We start from the raw sequence: 17,530 nt of genomic DNA on the forward strand, positions 1-17,530 counted from the left end.
GGTGTCCGCCCGCAGCGGCCGGCACCGGGCAACGGCACGTTCGTCGGAAACGGGCGGCCGGACCGAGGACGGACACCCCCCACCCCGGCCCCGACCCACAACGAACCGCAGGCGCGACGCACGCCACGACGTAACAGCAACGGGCCGCCGCAGGCATCAAAAGGGGCGCGGGGCTGTGCCGATATGCGGCTCCGCCGCGTGGGCGCGATCAGCCACCAGGCGCCCGCAGACGAACAGCCACCGCGCCGCAGACGCTCAGTCCGAGATAAGCCCGTCCCGCAGCTGCGCCAACGTCCGCGTAAGCAGCCGCGACACATGCATCTGCGAGATCCCGACTTCCTCACCGATCTGCGACTGCGTCATGTTCGCGAAGAACCGCAGCATGATGATCCGCCGCTCCCGCGGCGGCAGCTTGGCCAGCAGCGGCTTCAGCGACTCCCGGTACTCCACACCCTCCAGCGCGGTGTCCTCGTAACCCAGCCGATCGGCCAGCGACCCCTCGCCGCCGTCGTCCTCGGGCGCCGGCGAGTCCAGCGAGGACGCGGTGTACGCGTTCCCCACCGCCAGCCCGTCGACGACGTCCTCCTCGGACACGCCGAGCACGGCGGCGAGTTCGGCGACGGTCGGCGACCGGTCCAGCTTCTGGGACAGCTCGTCACTGGCCTTGGTCAGCGCCAGCCGCAGCTCCTGCAGCCGCCGCGGCACCCGCACCGACCACGACGTGTCCCGGAAGAACCGCTTGATTTCCCCGACGACCGTCGGCATCGCGAACGTCGGGAACTCCACGCCCCGTTCGCAGTCGAACCGGTCGATCGCCTTGATCAGCCCGATGGTGCCGACCTGGACGATGTCCTCCATCGGCTCGTTGCGGGAGCGGAACCGCGCTGCCGCGTACCGCACCAGCGGCAGATTCAGCTCGATCAGGGTGTCCCGGACGTAACCACGCTCCGGGCTGTTGGCGTCGAGGGCGGCGAGCCGCAGGAACAGGGAGCGGGACAGCGTGCGGGTGTCGATGTCCCCGGTGACCGGCGGGGCCGCGGGGGGCTCCGTCGGCAGGGCGGGGGCCGGCACGGCCTCGAGGGCCGAGGCGTCATCGAGAACGTCGAGCGTCTCCGGTGCTGTCTCGCCCTTCGTGAGCGTGAGCACCTTCGAGCTGCCCTGGTCTGCGGACATGCCACCCCCTTTGGGTCGCGGGACGGTCGCGGCGGACGCTCCCACACAAGGAACGCAGCCTTCACCTGAATACCGGAGCCGGAGCTTCGGCAAACGCTCTTCCCGCAGAATGTCACATGTCGGCAACGCGCCGTAGTGACATGTCGACATGCGAGACGCGAAACGCCCCTGGAAACAGGCGGCCTGACGGTCTGTCGGCCCGAAAACACGGCCATCAGCGCTGATGAGCGATTCGCTCGCGACGGTGACGGCTCGATCCGGCATTCGGTTGTGCGCCGGTAGCGCAAACGGGTGACGAAAACGCCCCACCCCGAACCAGACCCACCCCCCCCAGCCCCCCCCAGCCCCCCCAGACCCCTCAGACCCACCCACCCCCCGCGGAGCGGCTACGCCTCGATCCGGTTCGCCGACCGCAACCGCTGAAAACTGCGCGCCAGCAGCCGCGACACATGCATCTGGGAGACCCCGAGCTCGGCGCTGATCTGCGACTGGGTGAGGTTGCTGTAGTACCGCAGCAGCAGGATGCGCTGCTCGCGCTCCGGAAGCTGCACCAGCAGGTGCCGGACGAGGTCGCGGTGCTCGACGCCGTCCAGCGCCGGGTCCTCGTAGCCGAGCCGGTCGAGCAGCCCGGGCAGCCCGTCGCCCTCCTGCGCGGCCTCCAGCGAGGTCGCGTGGTACGACCGCCCGGCCTCGATGCAGGACAGCACCTCGTCCTCGCTGATGCGCAGCCGCTCGGCGATCTCCGCGGTGGACGGGGTGCGCCCGAACGCGGTGGTCAGGTCCTCGGTGGCGCTGTTGACCTGCACCCACAGCTCGTGCAGCCGGCGCGGTACGTGGACGGTGCGGACGTTGTCGCGGAAGTACCGCTTGATCTCGCCGATGACCGTGGGCATCGCGAACGTCGGGAACTGCACGCCCCGGTCGGGGTCGAAGCGGTCGATGGCGTTGATCAGTCCGATGGTGCCGACCTGGACGACGTCCTCCATCGGCTCGTTGCGGGAGCGGAAGCGGGCGGCGGCGTAGCGCACGAGCGGGAGGTTGGCCTCGATCAGCGCCCCGCGCACGCGGTTGTGCTCCGGGGTGCCCGGCGTGAGCTCCTTCAGCTGCGCGAAGAGCACCTGGGTGAGGGCCCGGGTGTCGGCGCCCCGGCTGCGCCGCGGGGCGGCGTCCTGGGGGGGTGCTTGAGGCGCAGTACTGGCCGGCACGGTCAACTCCACCTCGTCATCCGTCACTCATCCGAGAACTCATCCGTCAATTCATCCGTCAACTCATCCGTCAAAAGCGGTCATAGCATCACAAGACATGTCCACTGTGTGCAAGCACCGCATATCTACGTGTTGAGGTAAGAGGTGGGGCATAAAATGCCAAAACCCCGCACCCATGACGGGTGCGGGGCTGTCGGCGCGGGTGCCGGGTGGCTCAGTACGCGTAGTCGGCGATCACCCACGTGGCGAACTCGTGCCACAGGGCCACGCCCGCCTGGTGCTCGGGGTGCTCGACGTAGCGGCGCAGCGCGTCGGCGTCGTCGAAGCCGGAGTTGATCGCGAAGTCGTAGGCGATGGGGCGGTCGCTGATGTTCCAGCCCAGCTCCCAGAAGCGGATGTCGTCGATCTTGCTGTCGAGCGCCTCGAAGGCCTCGACGCCCTTGACGACTCGCGGGTCGTCGCGTTCGACGCCCTCGTTGAGCTTGAAGAGAACCAGGTGGCGGATCATGGGTACTCCCGGGTGTCAGCCCTTGCCTCCATGGGCGACCCACGTCATGAAGTCACCGATGGCCTTGGCGGCGTCCGATATGCCCTCGAACCCTATCTGGACGTAGTCCGCGGCTTTGGCGGGGTCCGTGATGATCAGGTACAGGACGAAGACCACGAGCGCATAGACGGCGATCTTCTTCGCGTTCACCGCCATCGCGGCCTCCCTGTCACCGATGTGTCCCGAGGGTCCCCTGTTGCCGGCGGTGAGTGTAACTTCACGTCGTATTTGAGGACCAACAGCCCGCGGGACACAGCAGAACCCGCACAGCAGAACCCGCACCAGCAGAACCCGCACAGCAGAACACCCCCTGTCCGTGATCCCACGGTCAGAGGGTGTTGTCAGCGGTAGCGGAGGGATTTGAACCCTCGGTGACTTGCGCCACACTCGCTTTCGAGGCGAGCTCCTTCGGCCGCTCGGACACGCTACCGAGGGAGACCTTACAGCACACCGGCCCGTGCTCAGAAATCGGTGTTCAGCGCGCGCGGAAGAAGGCCGTGAGCTGCTGCGCGCACTCCTTCGCCAGCACGCCCTCGATCACCTCGGGCCGGTGGTTGAGCCGCCGGTCGCGGATCACGTCCCACAGCGAACCGGCCGCGCCCGCCTTGTCGTCCCGGGCGCCGTAGACGACACGGTCCACCCGGGACTGGACGATCGCGCCCGCGCACATCGTGCACGGCTCCAGCGTCACCACGAGCGTGCAGCCGGTCAGCCGCCACTCCCCGAGCCGCTCGGCCGCCCGCCGGATCGCGAGGATCTCGGCGTGCCCGGTCGGGTCGCCGGTGACCTCGCGCTCGTTGTGCCCGGTGCCGAGCACGCTCGTGCCGTCGGGCGCGAGCACGAGCGCGCCGACGGGCACGTCACCGCTCCGGGCGGCGCGCTCCGCCTCGTCCAGGGCGAGCCGCATCGCGGGCCGCCAGGGGTCGCGCACCGGGTCCGGGGCCGGCGTGGTGTCGTACGGGACGGTCAGCGCACGGCCTCCAGGATGTCCGGGGCGCCCAGGGCGTCCGTGATCTCCGACAGGGCGTCGCCGTCCAGGGCCAGCAGCTCCTTGCCGCTGACGCCCAGGTCGTCCAGGAGCCCGGCGTCGCCCACCGGGCCGTTCGGCATGGCGTCGGCGCCGCCGTCCTCGTCCTTGGCGACGGCTTCCTCGGGCTCGCCGTCCTCGGTGCCGTCCAGGTCCAGGGAGTCCAGGTCGGTGTCGTCGTCACCACCCGGCTCCCGGCCCAGCAACTCGTCGGTGAGCAGCAGCTCGCCGTAGGAGCTGCGGGCGGCGACGGCGGCGTTCGAGACGAAGACCCGGGGGTCCTCCTCGCCGTCCACGCGGACGACGCCGAACCACGCGTCCTCCTGCTCGATCAGGACGAGCACCGTGTCCTCGTCGGGAGAGGATTCCCGGGCCAGGTCGGCCAGATCCGACAGGGTCTCCACATCGTCGAGCTCTGTGTCGCTCGCTTCCCACCCGTCTTCGGTGCGCGCGAGCAGTGCGGTGAAGTACACCGTGACTCTCCCACTGGTCTTAGGCGTGCCGGTTGGGGGTCCCCCCGGCGGAGGTCAGGGACGGGGAGAAGCTCGGGCTCCGAGCCCCACCCACTCGGAATCGTGGCAGAAACAAGGCGTTCAGGGGACGTCTTCGGCTCCCTGTGTCCGGCAGTTTTGCACGCGGGCCCGCGGGCACGTCCGTCCGGACTCACCAGCACACTCGTTGCCACCACCTGCGGATCGTACGCGGGTTTCACATCTCCTCCGCGCGTCCACCCCGGCAACGCGCGTACGGCCCACGGATCTTCCCGCGTGCGGCCCGCATCCGCGACGCGTCCGCGCGGTCGGCAGGCAGCGGGCGGTGGGCACGCGCCGGTCACGGCCGGAACAGGCCGGTCCGCTCGCGCGGCTCACCAGCGGAACGTGCGCATGCGCATCGCGTGGCGCAGCCGGGCCGCCTTGGCGCGGCGGGGCTGCACCCGGTCGCGCAGCTCCCGCGCCTCGGCCAGGTCCCGCAGGAACTGGGCGCGTCGGCGGCGGCGCTCGGTGTCGGTCTCGGGCGAGTCCCGCTGCGGGGGCTCGGGTGCGTTGCGGGACGTGCGGTCGGGCATGTCGGGTTCAGACAGGTCAGCCATGATTTCACCACCCCCGGTCCGTCTCCCCCACCTTCCCTCCGGCATGCGGTCCGATGCCAGCAGGCGGAAGAAAACGATCCGCAAAGGCTCACGCAGCGTGCGGACGCTGCGGCCGGTGCGCCCGGTTACTGTTGTGGACATGCGTCTCCACGTCGTCGACCACCCCCTGGTCGCCCACAAGCTCACCACGCTGCGCGACCAGCGCACCGACTCCGCGACCTTCCGCCGGCTCGCCGACGAACTGGTCACCCTGCTCGCCTACGAGGCGACCCGGGACGTGCGCACCGAGGCGGTCGACATCCAGACCCCCGTGGCCCGGACCACCGGTGTGAAGCTGGCCCGGCCGCGTCCGCTGGTGGTGCCGATCCTGCGGGCCGGCCTCGGCATGCTGGACGGCATGGTCCGGCTGCTGCCGACCGCCGAGGTGGGCTTCCTCGGCATGATCCGCAACGAGGAGACGCTGCAGGCCTCGACCTACGCCACGCGGATGCCCGAGGACCTCTCCGGCCGCCAGGTGTACGTCCTGGACCCGATGCTGGCCACGGGCGGCACCCTCGTCGTCGCGATCCGCGAGCTGATCAGGCGCGGCGCGGACGACGTCACGGCCGTCGTGCTGCTGGCCGCGCCCGAGGGCGTCGAGATCATGGAGCGCGAACTGGCCGGTGCGCCGGTCACGGTGGTCACGGCCGCGGTCGACGACCACCTCAACGAGCACGGTTACATCATCCCGGGCCTCGGCGACGCGGGCGACCGGCTGTACGGCGCAGCGGAGTAACACCGGGCGCGGAACGTAGGGGCTGCTGAGCACCGCCGTCCGGCGGAGCGTTCAGCAGCCCTTCTTCGTCCCGGTCGCCGCCGGCGTCCTCAGCTTCGTCAGGGCCTGGTCGGCGGCCGGCTTGGCGTCGAGGGACTTGAAGGCGTTGCCGAGGATGAGGTCGACCGCCGGGCCCTTGCGGGCGGCGTCGGTGCGGCGCTCGGCGCCGGCCAGCTGCGTGGCGAGTACCGGCAGTGAGCTGTTCAGGGACGACGCCGGGCCCAGCAGCACCGCGGCGCCGGGCACCTTCTTGTCGTACTGCTTGGCCGCGTTGCCCACTTCGCCGACGCGGAAGCCGCGCTTCTTCAGCTCGTCGGCGGTCTGCTTGGCGAGCCCGCTGCGGGGCGTCGCGTTGAACACGTTGACGGTGATCTGACCCGGCGCCGGCAGCGTGGCGGTGGTCCCGGGCGAGGCGCTCGCCCGGGCCGCGCAGGCCGCTTTGGTGCCGGCCGCCGTGGTCTTCTTGCCGCCGCCGGTGAAGACGTCGATGAGCTGCAGCGTGCCCCAGCCGATCAGGCCGAGCGCGGCGGCGCAGGCGACGGCGAGGAACACGAGCCTGCCGCGGCGCCGCGGGGGGCGCATGCGCGGGTACTTGTCTCCCGTGATCCGGTATTTACCGCCCATGCCGGGGGGAGTCAGCATGCTCATGGGCGCAGCGTAGTGCGCCCGGGCGGTGATTCCTACTAGATGATCATTCGATCCGCCCAGGAGAACCCGAAAGGGCCAAACCGTAACCGGACGGAGTCCCTCCGTCGGGTCGGTCACCGCTCCCGGGCGCTCGTCAGTCCAGTTCCAGGACGCGCGCGTGCAGCACCTGGCGCTGCTGGAGCGCGGCGCGGACCGCGCGGTGCAGACCGTCCTCCAGGTACAGGTCGCCCTGCCACTTCACGACGTGCGCGAAGAGGTCGCCGTAGAACGTCGAGTCCTCGGCGAGCAGGGTCTCCAGGTCGAGCTGCTGCTTGGTGGTCACCAGCTGATCGAGGCGGACCGGGCGCGGCGCGACGTCCGCCCACTGCCGGGTGCTTTCCCGGCCGTGGTCGGGGTACGGCCGGCCGTTTCCGATGCGCTTGAAGATCACACGGAAAGCCTACCGGTCCCGACGTTCCGGGCGCAGCCATGGAGGGGGAGTGCGACGCTGGAAAAGATGTTGCATAGCAGGGCGAAACGGAAACGAGGGGTCGGCCGATGAGCACCAGCGACGAGACCGGCGACGAGACCGGCGCGGCAGGCGCGAACGCCCCCTCCCCTTACCCCCGTTCGGGTGACGCCCCCTCCCCGCACCCTTCCCCGCCCCCTTCCTCGCCCTCGTCCCCCCACCCTTCCCCGCTCCCCGCCGAAGCCGCCGGGATCGCCGCCGGGTACGCCTTCACCGGTCCCGCGCTGGACCTCGGCGCCCTGCTGTGGGACGGCGCCTGTCAGCCGGACGCGCCGGTGCGCATCCCGCTGCCCGTGCTCAACCGTCACGGCCTGGTCGCCGGCGCCACCGGCACCGGCAAGACCAAGACGCTCCAGCTGATCGCCGAGCAGCTGTCCGCGCAGGGCGTCCCCGTCTTCCTCGCCGACGTCAAGGGCGACCTGTCCGGCATCGCCGCGCCCGGACTCGCGGGCGACAAGGTCCGCTCCCGCGCGGCCGAGGTCCACCAGGAGTGGACGGCGACCGGCTTCCCCGCGGAGTTCTACGCGCTCGGCGGCCAGGGGCACGGCATCCCCGTGCGGGCCACGGTCACCAGCTTCGGCCCGGTGCTGCTGTCGAAGGTGCTGCGGCTCAACCAGACCCAGGAGCAGTCCCTCGGCCTGATCTTCCACTACGCCGACACCAAGGGCCTGGAGCTGATCGACCTCAAGGACCTGCGCGCGGTCGTCGCCTTCCTGACCTCCGACGAGGGCAAGGCGGAGCTGAAGAACATCGGCGGGCTGTCCACCGCCACCGCCGGAGTGATCCTGCGCTCCCTGACCGCCTTCGAGGCGCAGGGCATGGCCGACTTCTTCGGCGAGCCCGAGTTCGACACGAGCGAACTGCTGCGTACGGCGTCGGACGGGCGGGGCGTCGTCTCCGTACTGGAGCTGGCCGCCGTGCAGGACAAGCCGCAGCTGTTCTCCACCTTCCTGATGTGGCTGCTCGCCGATCTCTTCCACGACCTGCCGGAGATCGGCGACGCCGACAAGCCGAAGCTGGTGTTCTTCTTCGACGAGGCGCATCTGCTGTTCCACGACGCCTCGAAGGCGTTCCTGGAGTCGATCACGCAGACCGTGCGGCTGATTCGCTCGAAAGGGGTCGGCGTCTTCTTCGTCACGCAGACCCCGAAGGACGTACCGTCCGACGTCCTCGCCCAGCTCGGCAACCGCGTCCAGCACGCGCTGCGGGCCTTCACACCGGATGACGACAAGGCGCTGAAGGCGACCGTGCGGACCTTTCCGGACTCCGCGTACGACCTGGAGGAGCTGCTCACCGGGCTCGGCACCGGGGAGGCCGTGGTGACGGTGCTGAGCGAGAAGGGCGCGCCCACGCCGGTCGCGGCGACGCGGCTGCGCGCGCCGGAGTCGTTGATGGCGCCCTACGAGACGGCCGCCCTCGAACGGGCGGTGACGTCCTCGCCGCTGTACGGGCGTTATGCACAGGCTGTGGACCGCGAGTCGGCGTACGAGAAGCTGACGGCTGCGGGGGAGGCGGGGGAGGCGGGGGATGCGGGGGATGCGGGGGCTGCGGGGGGTGGGGCGTCCGAGAGTCACCAGGAGGCGCCGGAGGCGCGGCGGGGAGAGAGGCGGGGGGCGGAGACGCGGGGGGCGCGGGGGGAGTCGTCGCGGGAGGAGCCTTCGGTGATCGAGCAGGTCGTGGGCAGCGGGATGTTCAAGTCTCTTGCGCGCTCCGTCGGCACGCAGATCGGCCGCGAGATCACGCGGTCCCTCTTCGGTACGGCGCGGCGGAGGCGGTAGCGCCTGCTCAACCGGTGGACGCCTGCTTCTTCGCCTTCGCCGCGGCCTTCATCTCCTGCTTGTGGGCGCGCACCTTCGCCAGCGACTCCGGGCCGGTGATGTCGGCGACCGAGCGGAAGGACTTCGGTTCGCCGTAGCTGCCGGCGGCCTCCTGCCAGCCCTCGGGGCGTACGCCGAGCTGCTTGCCGAGGAGGGCGAGGAAGATCTGTGCCTTCTGTTTGCCGAAGCCGGGGAGTTCCTCGAGGCGGCGCAGCAGCTCGCGGCCGTCGCCGACGCCCTTCCAGACGAGTTCGGCGTTGCCGTCGTAGTGGTCGACGAGGTACTGGCACAGCTGCTGGATGCGCTTGGCCATGGAGCCCGGGTAGCGGTGCACGGCCGGCTTCTCGGAGAGCACGGCGGCGAAGGCCTCCGGGTCGGTGGCGGCGATGTCGTGAGCGTCCAGGTCGTCGGCGCCGAGGCGGTCGGCGATGGTGCGGGGGCCTTTGAACGCCCACTCCATCGGGATCTGCTGGTCCAGCAGCATGCCGATCAGCGCGGCGAGCGGTGAGCGGCCGAGGAGCGCGTCGGCGTTGGCGTCCTGGGCGAGGTGCAGGGTGACGTCCATGTCTTCGATGATGTCGTGTGGGGGGTGGGTCGGCGCGTTGTGCCTGCGGCGCTGGGTTGTGTTTCGTCTGCGGGTTTCGTTGTGGCTGGTCGCGGTTGCCTGCGGCGCCGGGGCGTGTGTCGGGTGCGGGTGCCTGCGGCGCCGGGTGCCTGCGGCGCTGGGTCGTCGTTTGTCTGCGGGTTCGTTGTGGCTGGTCGCGCCGTTCCCCGCGCCCCTTTGATGCCTGCGGCGGCCCGTTGCGGTCCGGTGGGTGGTTGCTGTCGCGCCTTCTGTTCGTTGTGGGTCGGGGCCGGGGTGGGGGGTGTCCGTCCTCGGTCCGGCCGTCCGTTTCCGACGCGCTCGCTGTTGGTCGGTGCCGGCCGCTGCGGGCGGACACCCCCCACCCCGGCCCCTCGCCGCCGTCTGCGGGTGCAACGCCGTCGTGGCGCGCGGGGGCGGTGAGCGATTTCGTTCTCGTGCGCGTACCTGTGCGTGAGGGGTGCCGGTGGGAGGGGAGCGGGTGCGTGGGCGGTGGCGGGCGGCGGGTGGGGCGGGCCGTGCTGCTTGGTTTGCTGCTGGCGTTGTTCCTGGGGGGTGGCGCGGGGGTCGCCTTTGCGCATGCCGCGCTGCGGGACACCGACCCTGCCGACGGGTCCGTGCTGGCGACGGCCCCGGACCGGCTCACGCTGACCTTCACCGAGTCCGTGGCCCTGCTCGACGGCTCCTTCCGCGTTTTCGACCCCGGCAACCACCGGCTGCGCACCGGCGAGGCAGGGCATGTCCCTGGGCGTTCCGACACGGTGTTCGTCGCTCTGCCGGGCGGGCTGGGGCGGGGCACGTACACCGTGGCCTGGCGGGTGGTGTCCGCCGACAGCCACCCCGTCTCCGGCGCCTTCACGTTCTCCGTCGGCGCCCGCACCCCCGCTCCCCTGGACACCGGCACGACCGAGGACCGGGCCACCGGCGCGGTGTACGACCTTGCCCGCTGTGCCGCCTGCCTGGGCCTCGCCCTGCTCGTCGGCGGGGGCGTGTTCCGGGCGGTGTCGCCGGGGGCGGCGCGCGCTCCGGCGACGGCGGGGGCGTGGACACTGGCCGGCGCCACCGTCGTCCTGCTGCTCCTGCGCGCTCCCTACGAGGCGGGCACCGGGTTGTCCTCGGTCCTCGAACCGGCGGGGGCGGGGCGGACGCTGACCACGCGGCCGGGGCTCGCGCTGGGGGCGCGGCTGGGGCTGCTGGCGGCGGCCGCGGTGCTGCTGCGCAGGCGGCAGTGGGGGCGTGCAGGGCGGACGGTGGGCGCCGCTGTCGTCGTCGGCCTGGCTCTGACCTGGGCGCTCGTGGAGCACTCCGGTGCCGGGACGCAGGTTCCCGTCGCGGTCGTCTCGGCCGTACTGCATCTGCTCGCGATGTCGGTGTGGCTGGGCGGGCTGGTGGCGCTGTTGTGGACGCGCGAGGTGCCGGCGCCGGCCGTCGAGCGGTTCTCGCGGATCGCCTTCGGGTGCGTGGCCGTGCTGGTGGGGACCGGTGTCTACCAGTCCTGGCGCGGTCTGGGGTCCTTCGCTGCGCTCACCGGTACCGCGTACGGGCGGTTGCTGCTGGTCAAGCTGGTGGTCGTGAGTCTGTTGCTGGCGGGGGCGGCGTGTGCGCGGCAGTGCGCCGGGCGGCTGCGGGCGGCGGTCGTGGTGCCGGAGCGGGTGCCGGTCGTGGTGGGCGGGGCGCCGAGTCCGCCGGTGGCCGGGCGGCAGCGGCTGCGCCGGGCCGTGGCCGTCGAGGCGGGTCTCGGCTTTGTCGTCGTGCTGGTCTCGACGGTGCTCGCCGGTACGGCCCCGGGGCGGGCCGCGGCTGAGGCCGCCGTACCCGGACTGCCCGGCGCTTCGGTCACCGACGTGCCCTTCGACGTCGGCGCCCCGGGCGTCCACGGCAAGGTGCAGGTCACGCTGGAGGCGGGCCGGGTCGGCGACAACTCCGTGCAGGCGGTCGTCTACGGCCCCGACGGCGGTCTGGCTGCCGTACCCGAACTGCGGGTGTCCTTCACCCTGCCCGCGCAGCGGATCGGCCCCATCGACGCCCGGGTGACCGACCGGGGCGGCTACTGGACGGCCGACCGGGTCACCCTGCCGCTGGCCGGCACCTGGACGATGAAGGTGACGGTGCGGGTGTCGGAGACCGACCAGATCAGCGAGATACGTCCGGTGGAGGTCGCGCGGTGACGGCCGGGCCGGGCGCGGCACCCGGTCGGAGCACGCGCGGGCGCGCGGCGGCCCGGCGCCGGGGAGGCTGGGGGCATGCCCTCGCACCAGCGCATCGTCGTCGTCGGAGCCGGACACATGGGGTCCGTGCTCGTCCAAGGGCTGCGGGCGACCATGCCGGACGTGCCGCTGACCGTGGTCGAGGCGGCCGAGGAGCGGGCGGCGGCACTGCGGGCACAAGGGCTCGAGACGGCGCCGGAGTACCGGCCCCTGCCCGGTGACCTGGTCCTCCTCGCCCTTCCGCCGCAGGCCCTGGAGTCCTTCGCCGACGCCACGGCGCCCGGCACGTTCCGTGAGGTGACCGTCGTGTCGGTGATCGCGGGCGTGCCGATCGCCACGCTGAGCCGGCGGCTGGGCGCCCCGCACGTCGTACGGGCCATGCCGAACGTGGCCTCCCAGGTGTCCCAGGGCATGACCGTGCTGTGCGCCGGACCCGGTGTGGCGCCCGCCGAGGCCGCCCGCGCCGAAGGAGTGCTCGGCTCGATCGGCCGGGTGCTCGCCGTCTCCGACGAGGCGCTGCTGGACGACGCGACGGCCCTGACCGGCGGCGGGCCGGCGTTCGTGGCGTACATCGCGGCGGCGTTCCGCGACTTCGCCGAGGCCGCCGGCTTCACCGCCGAGCAGGGCCTGGACCTCGCCTGCCAGGTGCTGCGCGGCACCGCCGACCTGCTGGAACGCACCGGGCAGGACCCCGAGCAGGTCTACCGCTCCGTCATGACGCCGGGCGGCACGACGGAACAGGGCATCCTCGCCCTCCAGGAGCACGACCTGCACGGCATCCTCGTCACCGCGCTGCGGCGGGCGGCGCGGCGGGCACGGGAACTGGGGAACGGCAGTCAGCCGATCGGATGACCCCCAAGGCGCCGGGGCGGGGCGACAATGAAGGTGTTTGCCCAGTTCAGCGGCGTACCGGGGAGGTGAGGGACGGTCATGGACCCCACGGCCGCGGCCGCGTCCGGACTGCGGGGCGATCCCGGCACCCGCACCCTCGCCGTGATCATGCACACGGCGTTCTTCGTGCTGCTCGGCGCCTCGCTGGCCCGCTTCCTGCTGCGCCACCCCGGCGAGCCCCGCACCCCCTGGGTGCTGGCCCTGTCCCTCTTCCTCGCGTTGCTCTACGTCCTCGGTCCCGCCCTCGGTGCCCGCCTCACCGCACGCCGGCTGGCCTGGCTGACCGCGGTGGTCGCGGCCTGGGCACTGCTGGTGACGCTCGCCCCCAGCTTCGCCTGGTGCGCGGTGCCCCTCTTCTACACCGGGCTGCGCACCCTGCCGCCGCGCGCCGCGATCGTCCTCGTCGCCGGGCTCACCGCGCTCGTCGTCGCCGCCCAGCTGCGACTGGCGGGCTGGGCCGACCCGAACGTGCTGCTCGCGCCGCCGGCCGTCGCCGCGATCGCCACGGCCGTGTTCGTCGTCATGGAGCGCCAGGCGCGCCGTCAGCACGCGCTGATCGACGACCTGATCCGCACCCGCCGCGAACTGGCCGCCACCGAACGCCGCGAGGGCACCCTCGCCGAACGCGAGCGGCTCGCCCGGGAGATCCACGACACCCTCGCCCAGGGCCTGTCCAGCCAGCGGATGCTCCTCCAGGCCGCCGACCGGCTGTGGGACACCGACCCCGCCACGGCCCGCACCCACGTCCGCACAGCCGCCTCCGTCGCCGAACGGGACCTCGCCGAGGCCCGCCGCTTCGTGCACGACCTGGCCCCGGCGGACCTGGCGGAGGGCGGCGGACTGGTCACGGCCCTGCGGGCGGTCGCCGAACGCGCGGGCGAGGGGGAACTGACGGTCCGCGTGCACACGGAGGGCACCCCGGCGCACCCGCTGCCCGCCCTGGCCGAGTCGGCGCTGCTGCGCATCGCCCAGGGCGCACTCGCCAACGTCCGCGAACACGCCGGCGCCCGCACCGCGACACTGACCCTGACCTGCCTGGACGACCAGATCGTCCTGGACGTCGCCGACGACGGCCGCGGCTTCGACGCCTCCGCGACCGGTGAACGGCCGGCCGGCTCCGACCGCGGCCACGGCCTGCCCGCGATCCGCGCCCGGCTGCGCCAGCTGGGCGGCACCCTGACCATCGAGTCGACCCCGGGCGAGGGCACCGTGCTGTCGGCCGCGATCCCCCTGGAGCCGCCCGTATGAGCACCACCGTCCGTGTCCTGGTCTGCGACGACCACGCCGTGGTCCGCGCCGGGCTGCTCGCCCTGCTGGGCAGCGCCCCCGCCATCGAGGTGATCGGCGAGGCCGGCAGCGGAGAGGAGGCGATCGCCCTGGCCTGCAAACTGCGCCCGGACGTCGTCCTGATGGATCTCCAGCTCGGCGAGGGCATCGACGGCGTGGAGACCACGCGCCGCCTGGCCGCGGAGCCGGCCGCCCCGCACGTGCTGGTCCTCACCACCTACGACACGGACGCCGACATCACCCGCGCGATCGAGGCCGGCGCCACCGGCTACCTGCTCAAGGCCGAACGCCCCGAGGAACTGTTCGCCGCGATCCACTCCGCCGCGCAGGGCCGCACCACCCTGTCCGCCCCCGTCGCCGGCCGCGTCATGGCCCACCTGCGCAACCCGGCCCCCGCGCTCACCCCCCGCGAGGGGGACATCCTCACCCACCTCTCCCGCGGCCTCGGCAACCGCGACATCGCCCGCGCCCTCCACATCAGCGAGGCCACGGTCAAGACCCATCTGCGCCGCATCTACGACAAGCTCGGCGTCGACACCCGCTCGGGCGCGGTGGCGACGGCGAAGGAACGCAGGCTGGTCCCGTGAGCGTGCGGGCCTGTGAGCCCGTGACCACGGCGGCTGCGTCGAGCGTCCGGGCCGGCGGCGCACGCCGTACGGTCCGCCCGGCACCGCCCCCGCGTATGTGACCGCAGTCACGCTCCGCAGGGAAAACCGACGGAGGCGGAAGCCGGCACGGATACGTCGAAGGGCCCCACCGCGAACGGTGGGGCCCTTCGACATCGTGCCCGGTGAGGCACTGGCGGAGGATACGAGATTCGAACTCGTGAGGGGTTGCCCCCAACACGCTTTCCAAGCGTGCGCCCTAGGCCTCTAGGCGAATCCTCCGCCAGGAACATTACATGACCGAGGAGGGTGCTCGCGAACTCGTTCCCCCTGGCCCGCATCGGGTACGCTGTGCGCAGCCCCTCACGCGGCGCTATCTGACTGAACTCCCCCAGGGCCGGAAGGCAGCAAGGGTAGGTCGGCTCTGGCGGGTGCGTGGGGGGCGCTTGCGTTCGCCGGGTCCGGTGGTGCGGGACGGCTTCCGGTTCTGCGGGCGGAGCCCGTTGTCAGTGGGCGCCTATAACCTCGTAAGCGTGTCGTCTCTCGCGCTGTACCGCCGCTACCGACCGGAGACCTTCGCGGAGGTCATCGGGCAGGAGCATGTGACCGACCCGCTGCAGCAGGCGCTGCGGAACAACCGGGTCAATCACGCGTACCTGTTCAGCGGTCCCCGCGGCTGCGGCAAGACCACCAGCGCCCGCATCCTGGCCCGCTGTCTCAACTGTGAGCAGGGCCCCACCCCGACCCCGTGCGGGGAGTGCCACTCCTGCCAGGACCTCGCGCGCAACGGCCCCGGGTCCATCGACGTCATCGAGATCGACGCCGCCTCCCACGGTGGTGTGGACGACGCCCGTGACCTGCGCGAGAAGGCGTTCTTCGGCCCCGCCCGCAGCCGGTACAAGATCTACATCATCGACGAGGCCCACATGGTCACGTCGGCCGGCTTCAACGCGCTTCTGAAGGTCGTCGAGGAGCCCCCGGAGCATCTGAAGTTCATCTTCGCGACCACCGAGCCCGAGAAGGTCATCGGCACCATCCGGTCGCGGACCCACCACTACCCCTTCCGCCTGGTCCCCCCCGGCACGCTGCGCGAGTACCTCGGCGAGGTGTGCCAGAAGGAGGACATCCCCGTCGCGGACGGCGTCCTGCCGCTCGTCGTGCGGGCCGGCGGCGGTTCCGTGCGTGACTCCATGTCCGTCATGGACCAGCTCCTCGCCGGCGCCGGGGCGGACGGTGTGACATACGCCATGGCCACCTCTTTGCTCGGCTACACCGACGGCTCCCTGCTCGACTCGGTCGTGGAGTCCTTCGCCTCCGGTGACGGGTCCGCCGCCTTCGAGGTCGTGGACCGGGTCATCGAGGGCGGCAACGACCCGCGCCGCTTCGTCGCCGACCTGCTGGAGCGGCTGCGGGACCTCGTCATCCTCGCCGCCGTGCCGGACGCCGCCGAGAAGGGGCTCATCGACGCCCCGGCCGACGTCATCGAGCGCATGCAGGCCCAGGCGCGCTCCTTCGGCGCCGCCGAGCTCAGCCGCGCCGCCGACCTGGTCAACGACGGCCTGACCGAGATGCGCGGCGCCCACTCGCCGCGCCTGCAGCTCGAGCTGATCTGCGCCCGCGTCCTGCTCCCGGCCGCCTACGGCGACGAGCGCTCCGTCATGGCCCGCCTCGACCGCATCGAGCGCGGCGTGAACTTCTCCACGGGCGCCGGTATGCCGGCCATGGGATACGTTCCCGGGCCCGAGGCCCACGGGGGCGCGTTCCCCGGGGCCCAGGCGGGCGGGACGGGCGCGCTCGGCGCGCCTGTCGCGCCCGTCCCGCCCGGCGGCGGCCCGGCGGCGGCCCGCGCGGCGGTACGCGCTTCGGGCGGCGGCGGCGGTACGGGTCCGGGCGCCGTCCCTGGCTCGGGCGCGGTGCCCGGTCCGGGCGCGGTCCCGGCTCCGGGTCCCGGCGCGGGCGTCCCCGCTCCGGCCCCCGCGCAGGCCCAGGCTCCCGCTCCGCCCCCCGCCCAGGCCCCGGCTTCCGCTCCGGCCCAGGCTGCCGGTACGCCCGTGCGACCCGACGCCGAGGGCGCGCCCTCCGGCGGCCCCACCGCGCACGGCCCCACCGCGGCGCCTGCCGACTCCGGCGCCGCCCAGCACCCGCCCGCCGCTCCCGCCACTCCCGCGACCCCTGCGGCTCCCCCCGCCCCCGACGCGGCCTCGCCTCCTGCCACCCCCGCCCCGGCATCCGCTCCCGGTGCCTGGCCCACCGCCGCCTCGGCCGGTGGTGGGCGTCGTCCGGGCGGCTGGCCCACGGCCGCCCCGGCCGGCGGCGGCGCCCGCCCCGCGGCGGCTTCCCCCGGCTCCGGCGCCCCCGCTCCCACGGGCGGCGGCGGCACCGGTCACGCCGCCCCGGCCCCCGCCGCTCCCGCCGCCCCGGCCGCACCCCCCGCCGCGTCCCCGGCCGCCGGCGGGCTCGACCCGCGTGGGCTGTGGCCGAACATCCTGGAGGCGGTCAAGAACCGCCGCCGCTTCACCTGGATCCTGCTCAGCCAGAACGCCCAGGTCACCGGCTTCGACGGCACCACGCTCCAGCTCGGCTTCGTCAACGCGGGGGCCCGCGACAACTTCGCCGGCAGCGGCAGCGAGGACGTGCTGCGGCAGGCGCTGGCCGAGCAGTTCAACGTCCACTGGAAGATCGAGGCCGTCGTCGACCCCTCGGGCGGCTCGGCCCCGCCGCAGCCCGGCGGTCCGTCCGGCTTCGGCGGCGGCTCCTCCGGTCACGCCGGTGGCGGCTACGGCGGTGGTGGCGGCGGTGGTTACGGCGGCGGTGGCGGCGGCGCCACGGCCGTACAGCGTCCGGCGTCCGCGCAGTCGGCGGCCCCGTCGCCCGGAGCGGCGTCGTCCCCGCAGGGGTCCGCGTCGGCCCCGCCGGTACGGCGGTCCCCGGCGCCGGAACCGCCTCCGGTGTCCATCGAGGACGACATCCCCGAGGACGACGACCCGGACCTGAACGAGTCGGCGCTGTCCGGCTACGAGCTGATCGTCAAGGAGCTCGGAGCGACGGTCGTGGAGGAGTTCACCAACGAGTGAGCGGTCCGGCGGCGGGCGCGAGCGCCCAGCTCAGGGCCGTTCCTTCGGAGGAAA

General features: G+C 72.8%; 17 protein-coding genes, 2 tRNA genes and 1 other RNA gene. 8 read left to right on the plus strand and 12 right to left on the minus strand.

Features of this window, described 5'->3' with window-relative positions; translation table 11 throughout:
* Nucleotides 1-255: 255 nt before the first annotated feature.
* The 8 genes from AC0B9F_RS36140 to AC0B9F_RS36175 all read right to left on the minus strand — a co-directional run bounded on the left by AC0B9F_RS36140 (nt 256) and on the right by AC0B9F_RS36175 (nt 5,018).
* Nucleotides 256-1,173 (minus strand): RNA polymerase sigma factor SigF, encoded by a 918-nt coding sequence (locus tag AC0B9F_RS36140; RefSeq protein WP_472009815.1) that lies wholly within the window; start codon nt 1,171-1,173, stop codon nt 256-258.
* A gap of 386 nt (nt 1,174-1,559) precedes the next feature.
* Entirely contained in the window at nt 1,560-2,405 is an 846-nt protein-coding gene (locus AC0B9F_RS36145; protein WP_472009817.1) for an RNA polymerase sigma factor SigF, read from the minus strand.
* Nucleotides 2,406-2,592: 187 nt separating this feature from the next.
* A complete protein-coding gene (locus tag AC0B9F_RS36150; protein ID WP_472009819.1) occupies nt 2,593-2,886 on the minus strand; it encodes a Dabb family protein in 294 nt (97 codons plus the stop codon).
* A gap of 15 nt (nt 2,887-2,901) precedes the next feature.
* Complete coding sequence (locus tag AC0B9F_RS36155; protein ID WP_472009821.1) at nt 2,902-3,081, minus strand: hypothetical protein; 180 nt, start codon at nt 3,079-3,081, stop codon at nt 2,902-2,904.
* A gap of 189 nt (nt 3,082-3,270) precedes the next feature.
* Nucleotides 3,271-3,355: transfer RNA gene (locus AC0B9F_RS36160), tRNA-Ser, on the minus strand.
* 45 nt (nt 3,356-3,400) lie between these two features.
* On the minus strand, nt 3,401-3,832 hold the full coding sequence (gene tadA, locus AC0B9F_RS36165) for a tRNA adenosine(34) deaminase TadA (RefSeq protein WP_472009902.1): 432 nt from the start codon (nt 3,830-3,832) through the stop codon (nt 3,401-3,403).
* A gap of 59 nt (nt 3,833-3,891) precedes the next feature.
* Nucleotides 3,892-4,425, minus strand: a complete 534-nt coding sequence (locus AC0B9F_RS36170) for a tRNA adenosine deaminase-associated protein (protein ID WP_472009823.1) — start codon at nt 4,423-4,425, stop codon at nt 3,892-3,894.
* Between the two features lie 392 nt (nt 4,426-4,817).
* Nucleotides 4,818-5,018 carry a hypothetical protein gene (locus AC0B9F_RS36175; RefSeq protein ID WP_472009904.1) on the minus strand — a complete coding sequence of 67 codons (201 nt, stop codon included), beginning with the start codon at nt 5,016-5,018 and terminating at the stop codon, nt 4,818-4,820.
* Nucleotides 5,019-5,181: 163 nt separating this feature from the next.
* On the opposite strand from AC0B9F_RS36175, the gene upp reads away from it, so the two are divergent.
* Nucleotides 5,182-5,817, plus strand: a complete 636-nt coding sequence (gene upp / locus AC0B9F_RS36180) for a uracil phosphoribosyltransferase (RefSeq protein WP_472009825.1) — start codon at nt 5,182-5,184, stop codon at nt 5,815-5,817.
* A gap of 51 nt (nt 5,818-5,868) precedes the next feature.
* Here upp and AC0B9F_RS36185 read toward each other — a convergent pair whose 3' ends face one another.
* Entirely contained in the window at nt 5,869-6,504 is a 636-nt protein-coding gene (locus AC0B9F_RS36185) for a LytR C-terminal domain-containing protein (RefSeq protein WP_472009827.1), read from the minus strand.
* Nucleotides 6,505-6,637: 133 nt separating this feature from the next.
* Nucleotides 6,638-6,934 (minus strand): type II toxin-antitoxin system VapB family antitoxin, encoded by a 297-nt coding sequence (locus AC0B9F_RS36190; protein WP_004943146.1) that lies wholly within the window; start codon nt 6,932-6,934, stop codon nt 6,638-6,640.
* A 107-nt stretch (nt 6,935-7,041) separates the two neighbouring features.
* Here AC0B9F_RS36190 and AC0B9F_RS36195 point away from each other — a divergent pair, with 107 nt between their 5' ends.
* Complete coding sequence (locus AC0B9F_RS36195) at nt 7,042-8,790, plus strand: helicase HerA-like domain-containing protein (RefSeq protein WP_472009829.1); 1,749 nt, start codon at nt 7,042-7,044, stop codon at nt 8,788-8,790.
* A 7-nt stretch (nt 8,791-8,797) separates the two neighbouring features.
* Here the strand turns inward: AC0B9F_RS36195 and AC0B9F_RS36200 are convergent, their stop codons facing one another.
* The gene (locus AC0B9F_RS36200; protein ID WP_472009831.1) at nt 8,798-9,394 is read right to left on the minus strand and encodes an HhH-GPD-type base excision DNA repair protein; all 597 of its coding nucleotides are present in this window, start codon (nt 9,392-9,394) and stop codon (nt 8,798-8,800) included.
* Between the two features lie 536 nt (nt 9,395-9,930).
* On the opposite strand from AC0B9F_RS36200, the gene AC0B9F_RS36205 reads away from it, so the two are divergent.
* The 4 genes from AC0B9F_RS36205 (at nt 9,931) to AC0B9F_RS36220 (ending at nt 14,384) form a co-directional block, all read left to right on the plus strand.
* Nucleotides 9,931-11,580, plus strand: a complete 1,650-nt coding sequence (locus AC0B9F_RS36205) for a copper resistance CopC/CopD family protein (RefSeq protein WP_472009833.1) — start codon at nt 9,931-9,933, stop codon at nt 11,578-11,580.
* 75 nt (nt 11,581-11,655) lie between these two features.
* Complete coding sequence (locus AC0B9F_RS36210; RefSeq protein ID WP_472009835.1) at nt 11,656-12,471, plus strand: pyrroline-5-carboxylate reductase family protein; 816 nt, start codon at nt 11,656-11,658, stop codon at nt 12,469-12,471.
* A gap of 78 nt (nt 12,472-12,549) precedes the next feature.
* Entirely contained in the window at nt 12,550-13,758 is a 1,209-nt protein-coding gene (locus tag AC0B9F_RS36215; protein WP_472009836.1) for a sensor histidine kinase, read from the plus strand.
* Nucleotides 13,755-14,384 carry a response regulator gene (locus tag AC0B9F_RS36220; protein WP_472009837.1) on the plus strand — a complete coding sequence of 210 codons (630 nt, stop codon included), beginning with the start codon at nt 13,755-13,757 and terminating at the stop codon, nt 14,382-14,384. Before AC0B9F_RS36215 ends, AC0B9F_RS36220 begins: the two co-directional genes overlap by 4 nt.
* Nucleotides 14,385-14,596: 212 nt before the next feature.
* Here the strand turns inward: AC0B9F_RS36220 and AC0B9F_RS36225 are convergent.
* Nucleotides 14,597-14,684: transfer RNA gene (locus AC0B9F_RS36225), tRNA-Ser, on the minus strand.
* Between the two features lie 72 nt (nt 14,685-14,756).
* Here AC0B9F_RS36225 and ffs point away from each other — a divergent pair.
* Nucleotides 14,757-14,855, plus strand: an RNA gene (ffs, locus tag AC0B9F_RS36230) — signal recognition particle sRNA small type.
* An 80-nt stretch (nt 14,856-14,935) separates the two neighbouring features.
* Complete coding sequence (locus tag AC0B9F_RS36235) at nt 14,936-17,476, plus strand: DNA polymerase III subunit gamma and tau (RefSeq protein WP_472009839.1); 2,541 nt, start codon at nt 14,936-14,938, stop codon at nt 17,474-17,476.
* The last annotated feature ends 54 nt before the right edge of the window (nt 17,477-17,530 follow it).

The sequence above is a fragment of the Streptomyces sp. NPDC097129 genome (assembly GCF_055668065.1).

What these genes read in the sequence shown, in the direction of transcription:
- AC0B9F_RS36140 (WP_472009815.1), bottom strand. Translation starts at nt 1,173, where the DNA reads ATGTCCGCAGACCAGGGCAGCTCGAAGGTGCTCACGCTCACGAAGGGC.
- AC0B9F_RS36150 (WP_472009819.1), bottom strand. Translation starts at nt 2,886, where the DNA reads ATGATCCGCCACCTGGTTCTCTTCAAGCTCAACGAGGGCGTCGAACGC.
- AC0B9F_RS36155 (WP_472009821.1), bottom strand. Translation starts at nt 3,081, where the DNA reads ATGGCGGTGAACGCGAAGAAGATCGCCGTCTATGCGCTCGTGGTCTTC.
- tadA (WP_472009902.1), bottom strand. Translation starts at nt 3,832, where the DNA reads ATGCGGCTCGCCCTGGACGAGGCGGAGCGCGCCGCCCGGAGCGGTGAC.
- AC0B9F_RS36175 (WP_472009904.1), bottom strand. Translation starts at nt 5,018, where the DNA reads ATGCCCGACCGCACGTCCCGCAACGCACCCGAGCCCCCGCAGCGGGAC.
- upp (WP_472009825.1), top strand. Translation starts at nt 5,182, where the DNA reads ATGCGTCTCCACGTCGTCGACCACCCCCTGGTCGCCCACAAGCTCACC.
- AC0B9F_RS36185 (WP_472009827.1), bottom strand. Translation starts at nt 6,504, where the DNA reads ATGAGCATGCTGACTCCCCCCGGCATGGGCGGTAAATACCGGATCACG.
- AC0B9F_RS36195 (WP_472009829.1), top strand. Translation starts at nt 7,042, where the DNA reads ATGAGCACCAGCGACGAGACCGGCGACGAGACCGGCGCGGCAGGCGCG.
- AC0B9F_RS36200 (WP_472009831.1), bottom strand. Translation starts at nt 9,394, where the DNA reads ATGGACGTCACCCTGCACCTCGCCCAGGACGCCAACGCCGACGCGCTC.
- AC0B9F_RS36210 (WP_472009835.1), top strand. Translation starts at nt 11,656, where the DNA reads ATGCCCTCGCACCAGCGCATCGTCGTCGTCGGAGCCGGACACATGGGG.
- AC0B9F_RS36215 (WP_472009836.1), top strand. Translation starts at nt 12,550, where the DNA reads ATGGACCCCACGGCCGCGGCCGCGTCCGGACTGCGGGGCGATCCCGGC.
- AC0B9F_RS36220 (WP_472009837.1), top strand. Translation starts at nt 13,755, where the DNA reads ATGAGCACCACCGTCCGTGTCCTGGTCTGCGACGACCACGCCGTGGTC.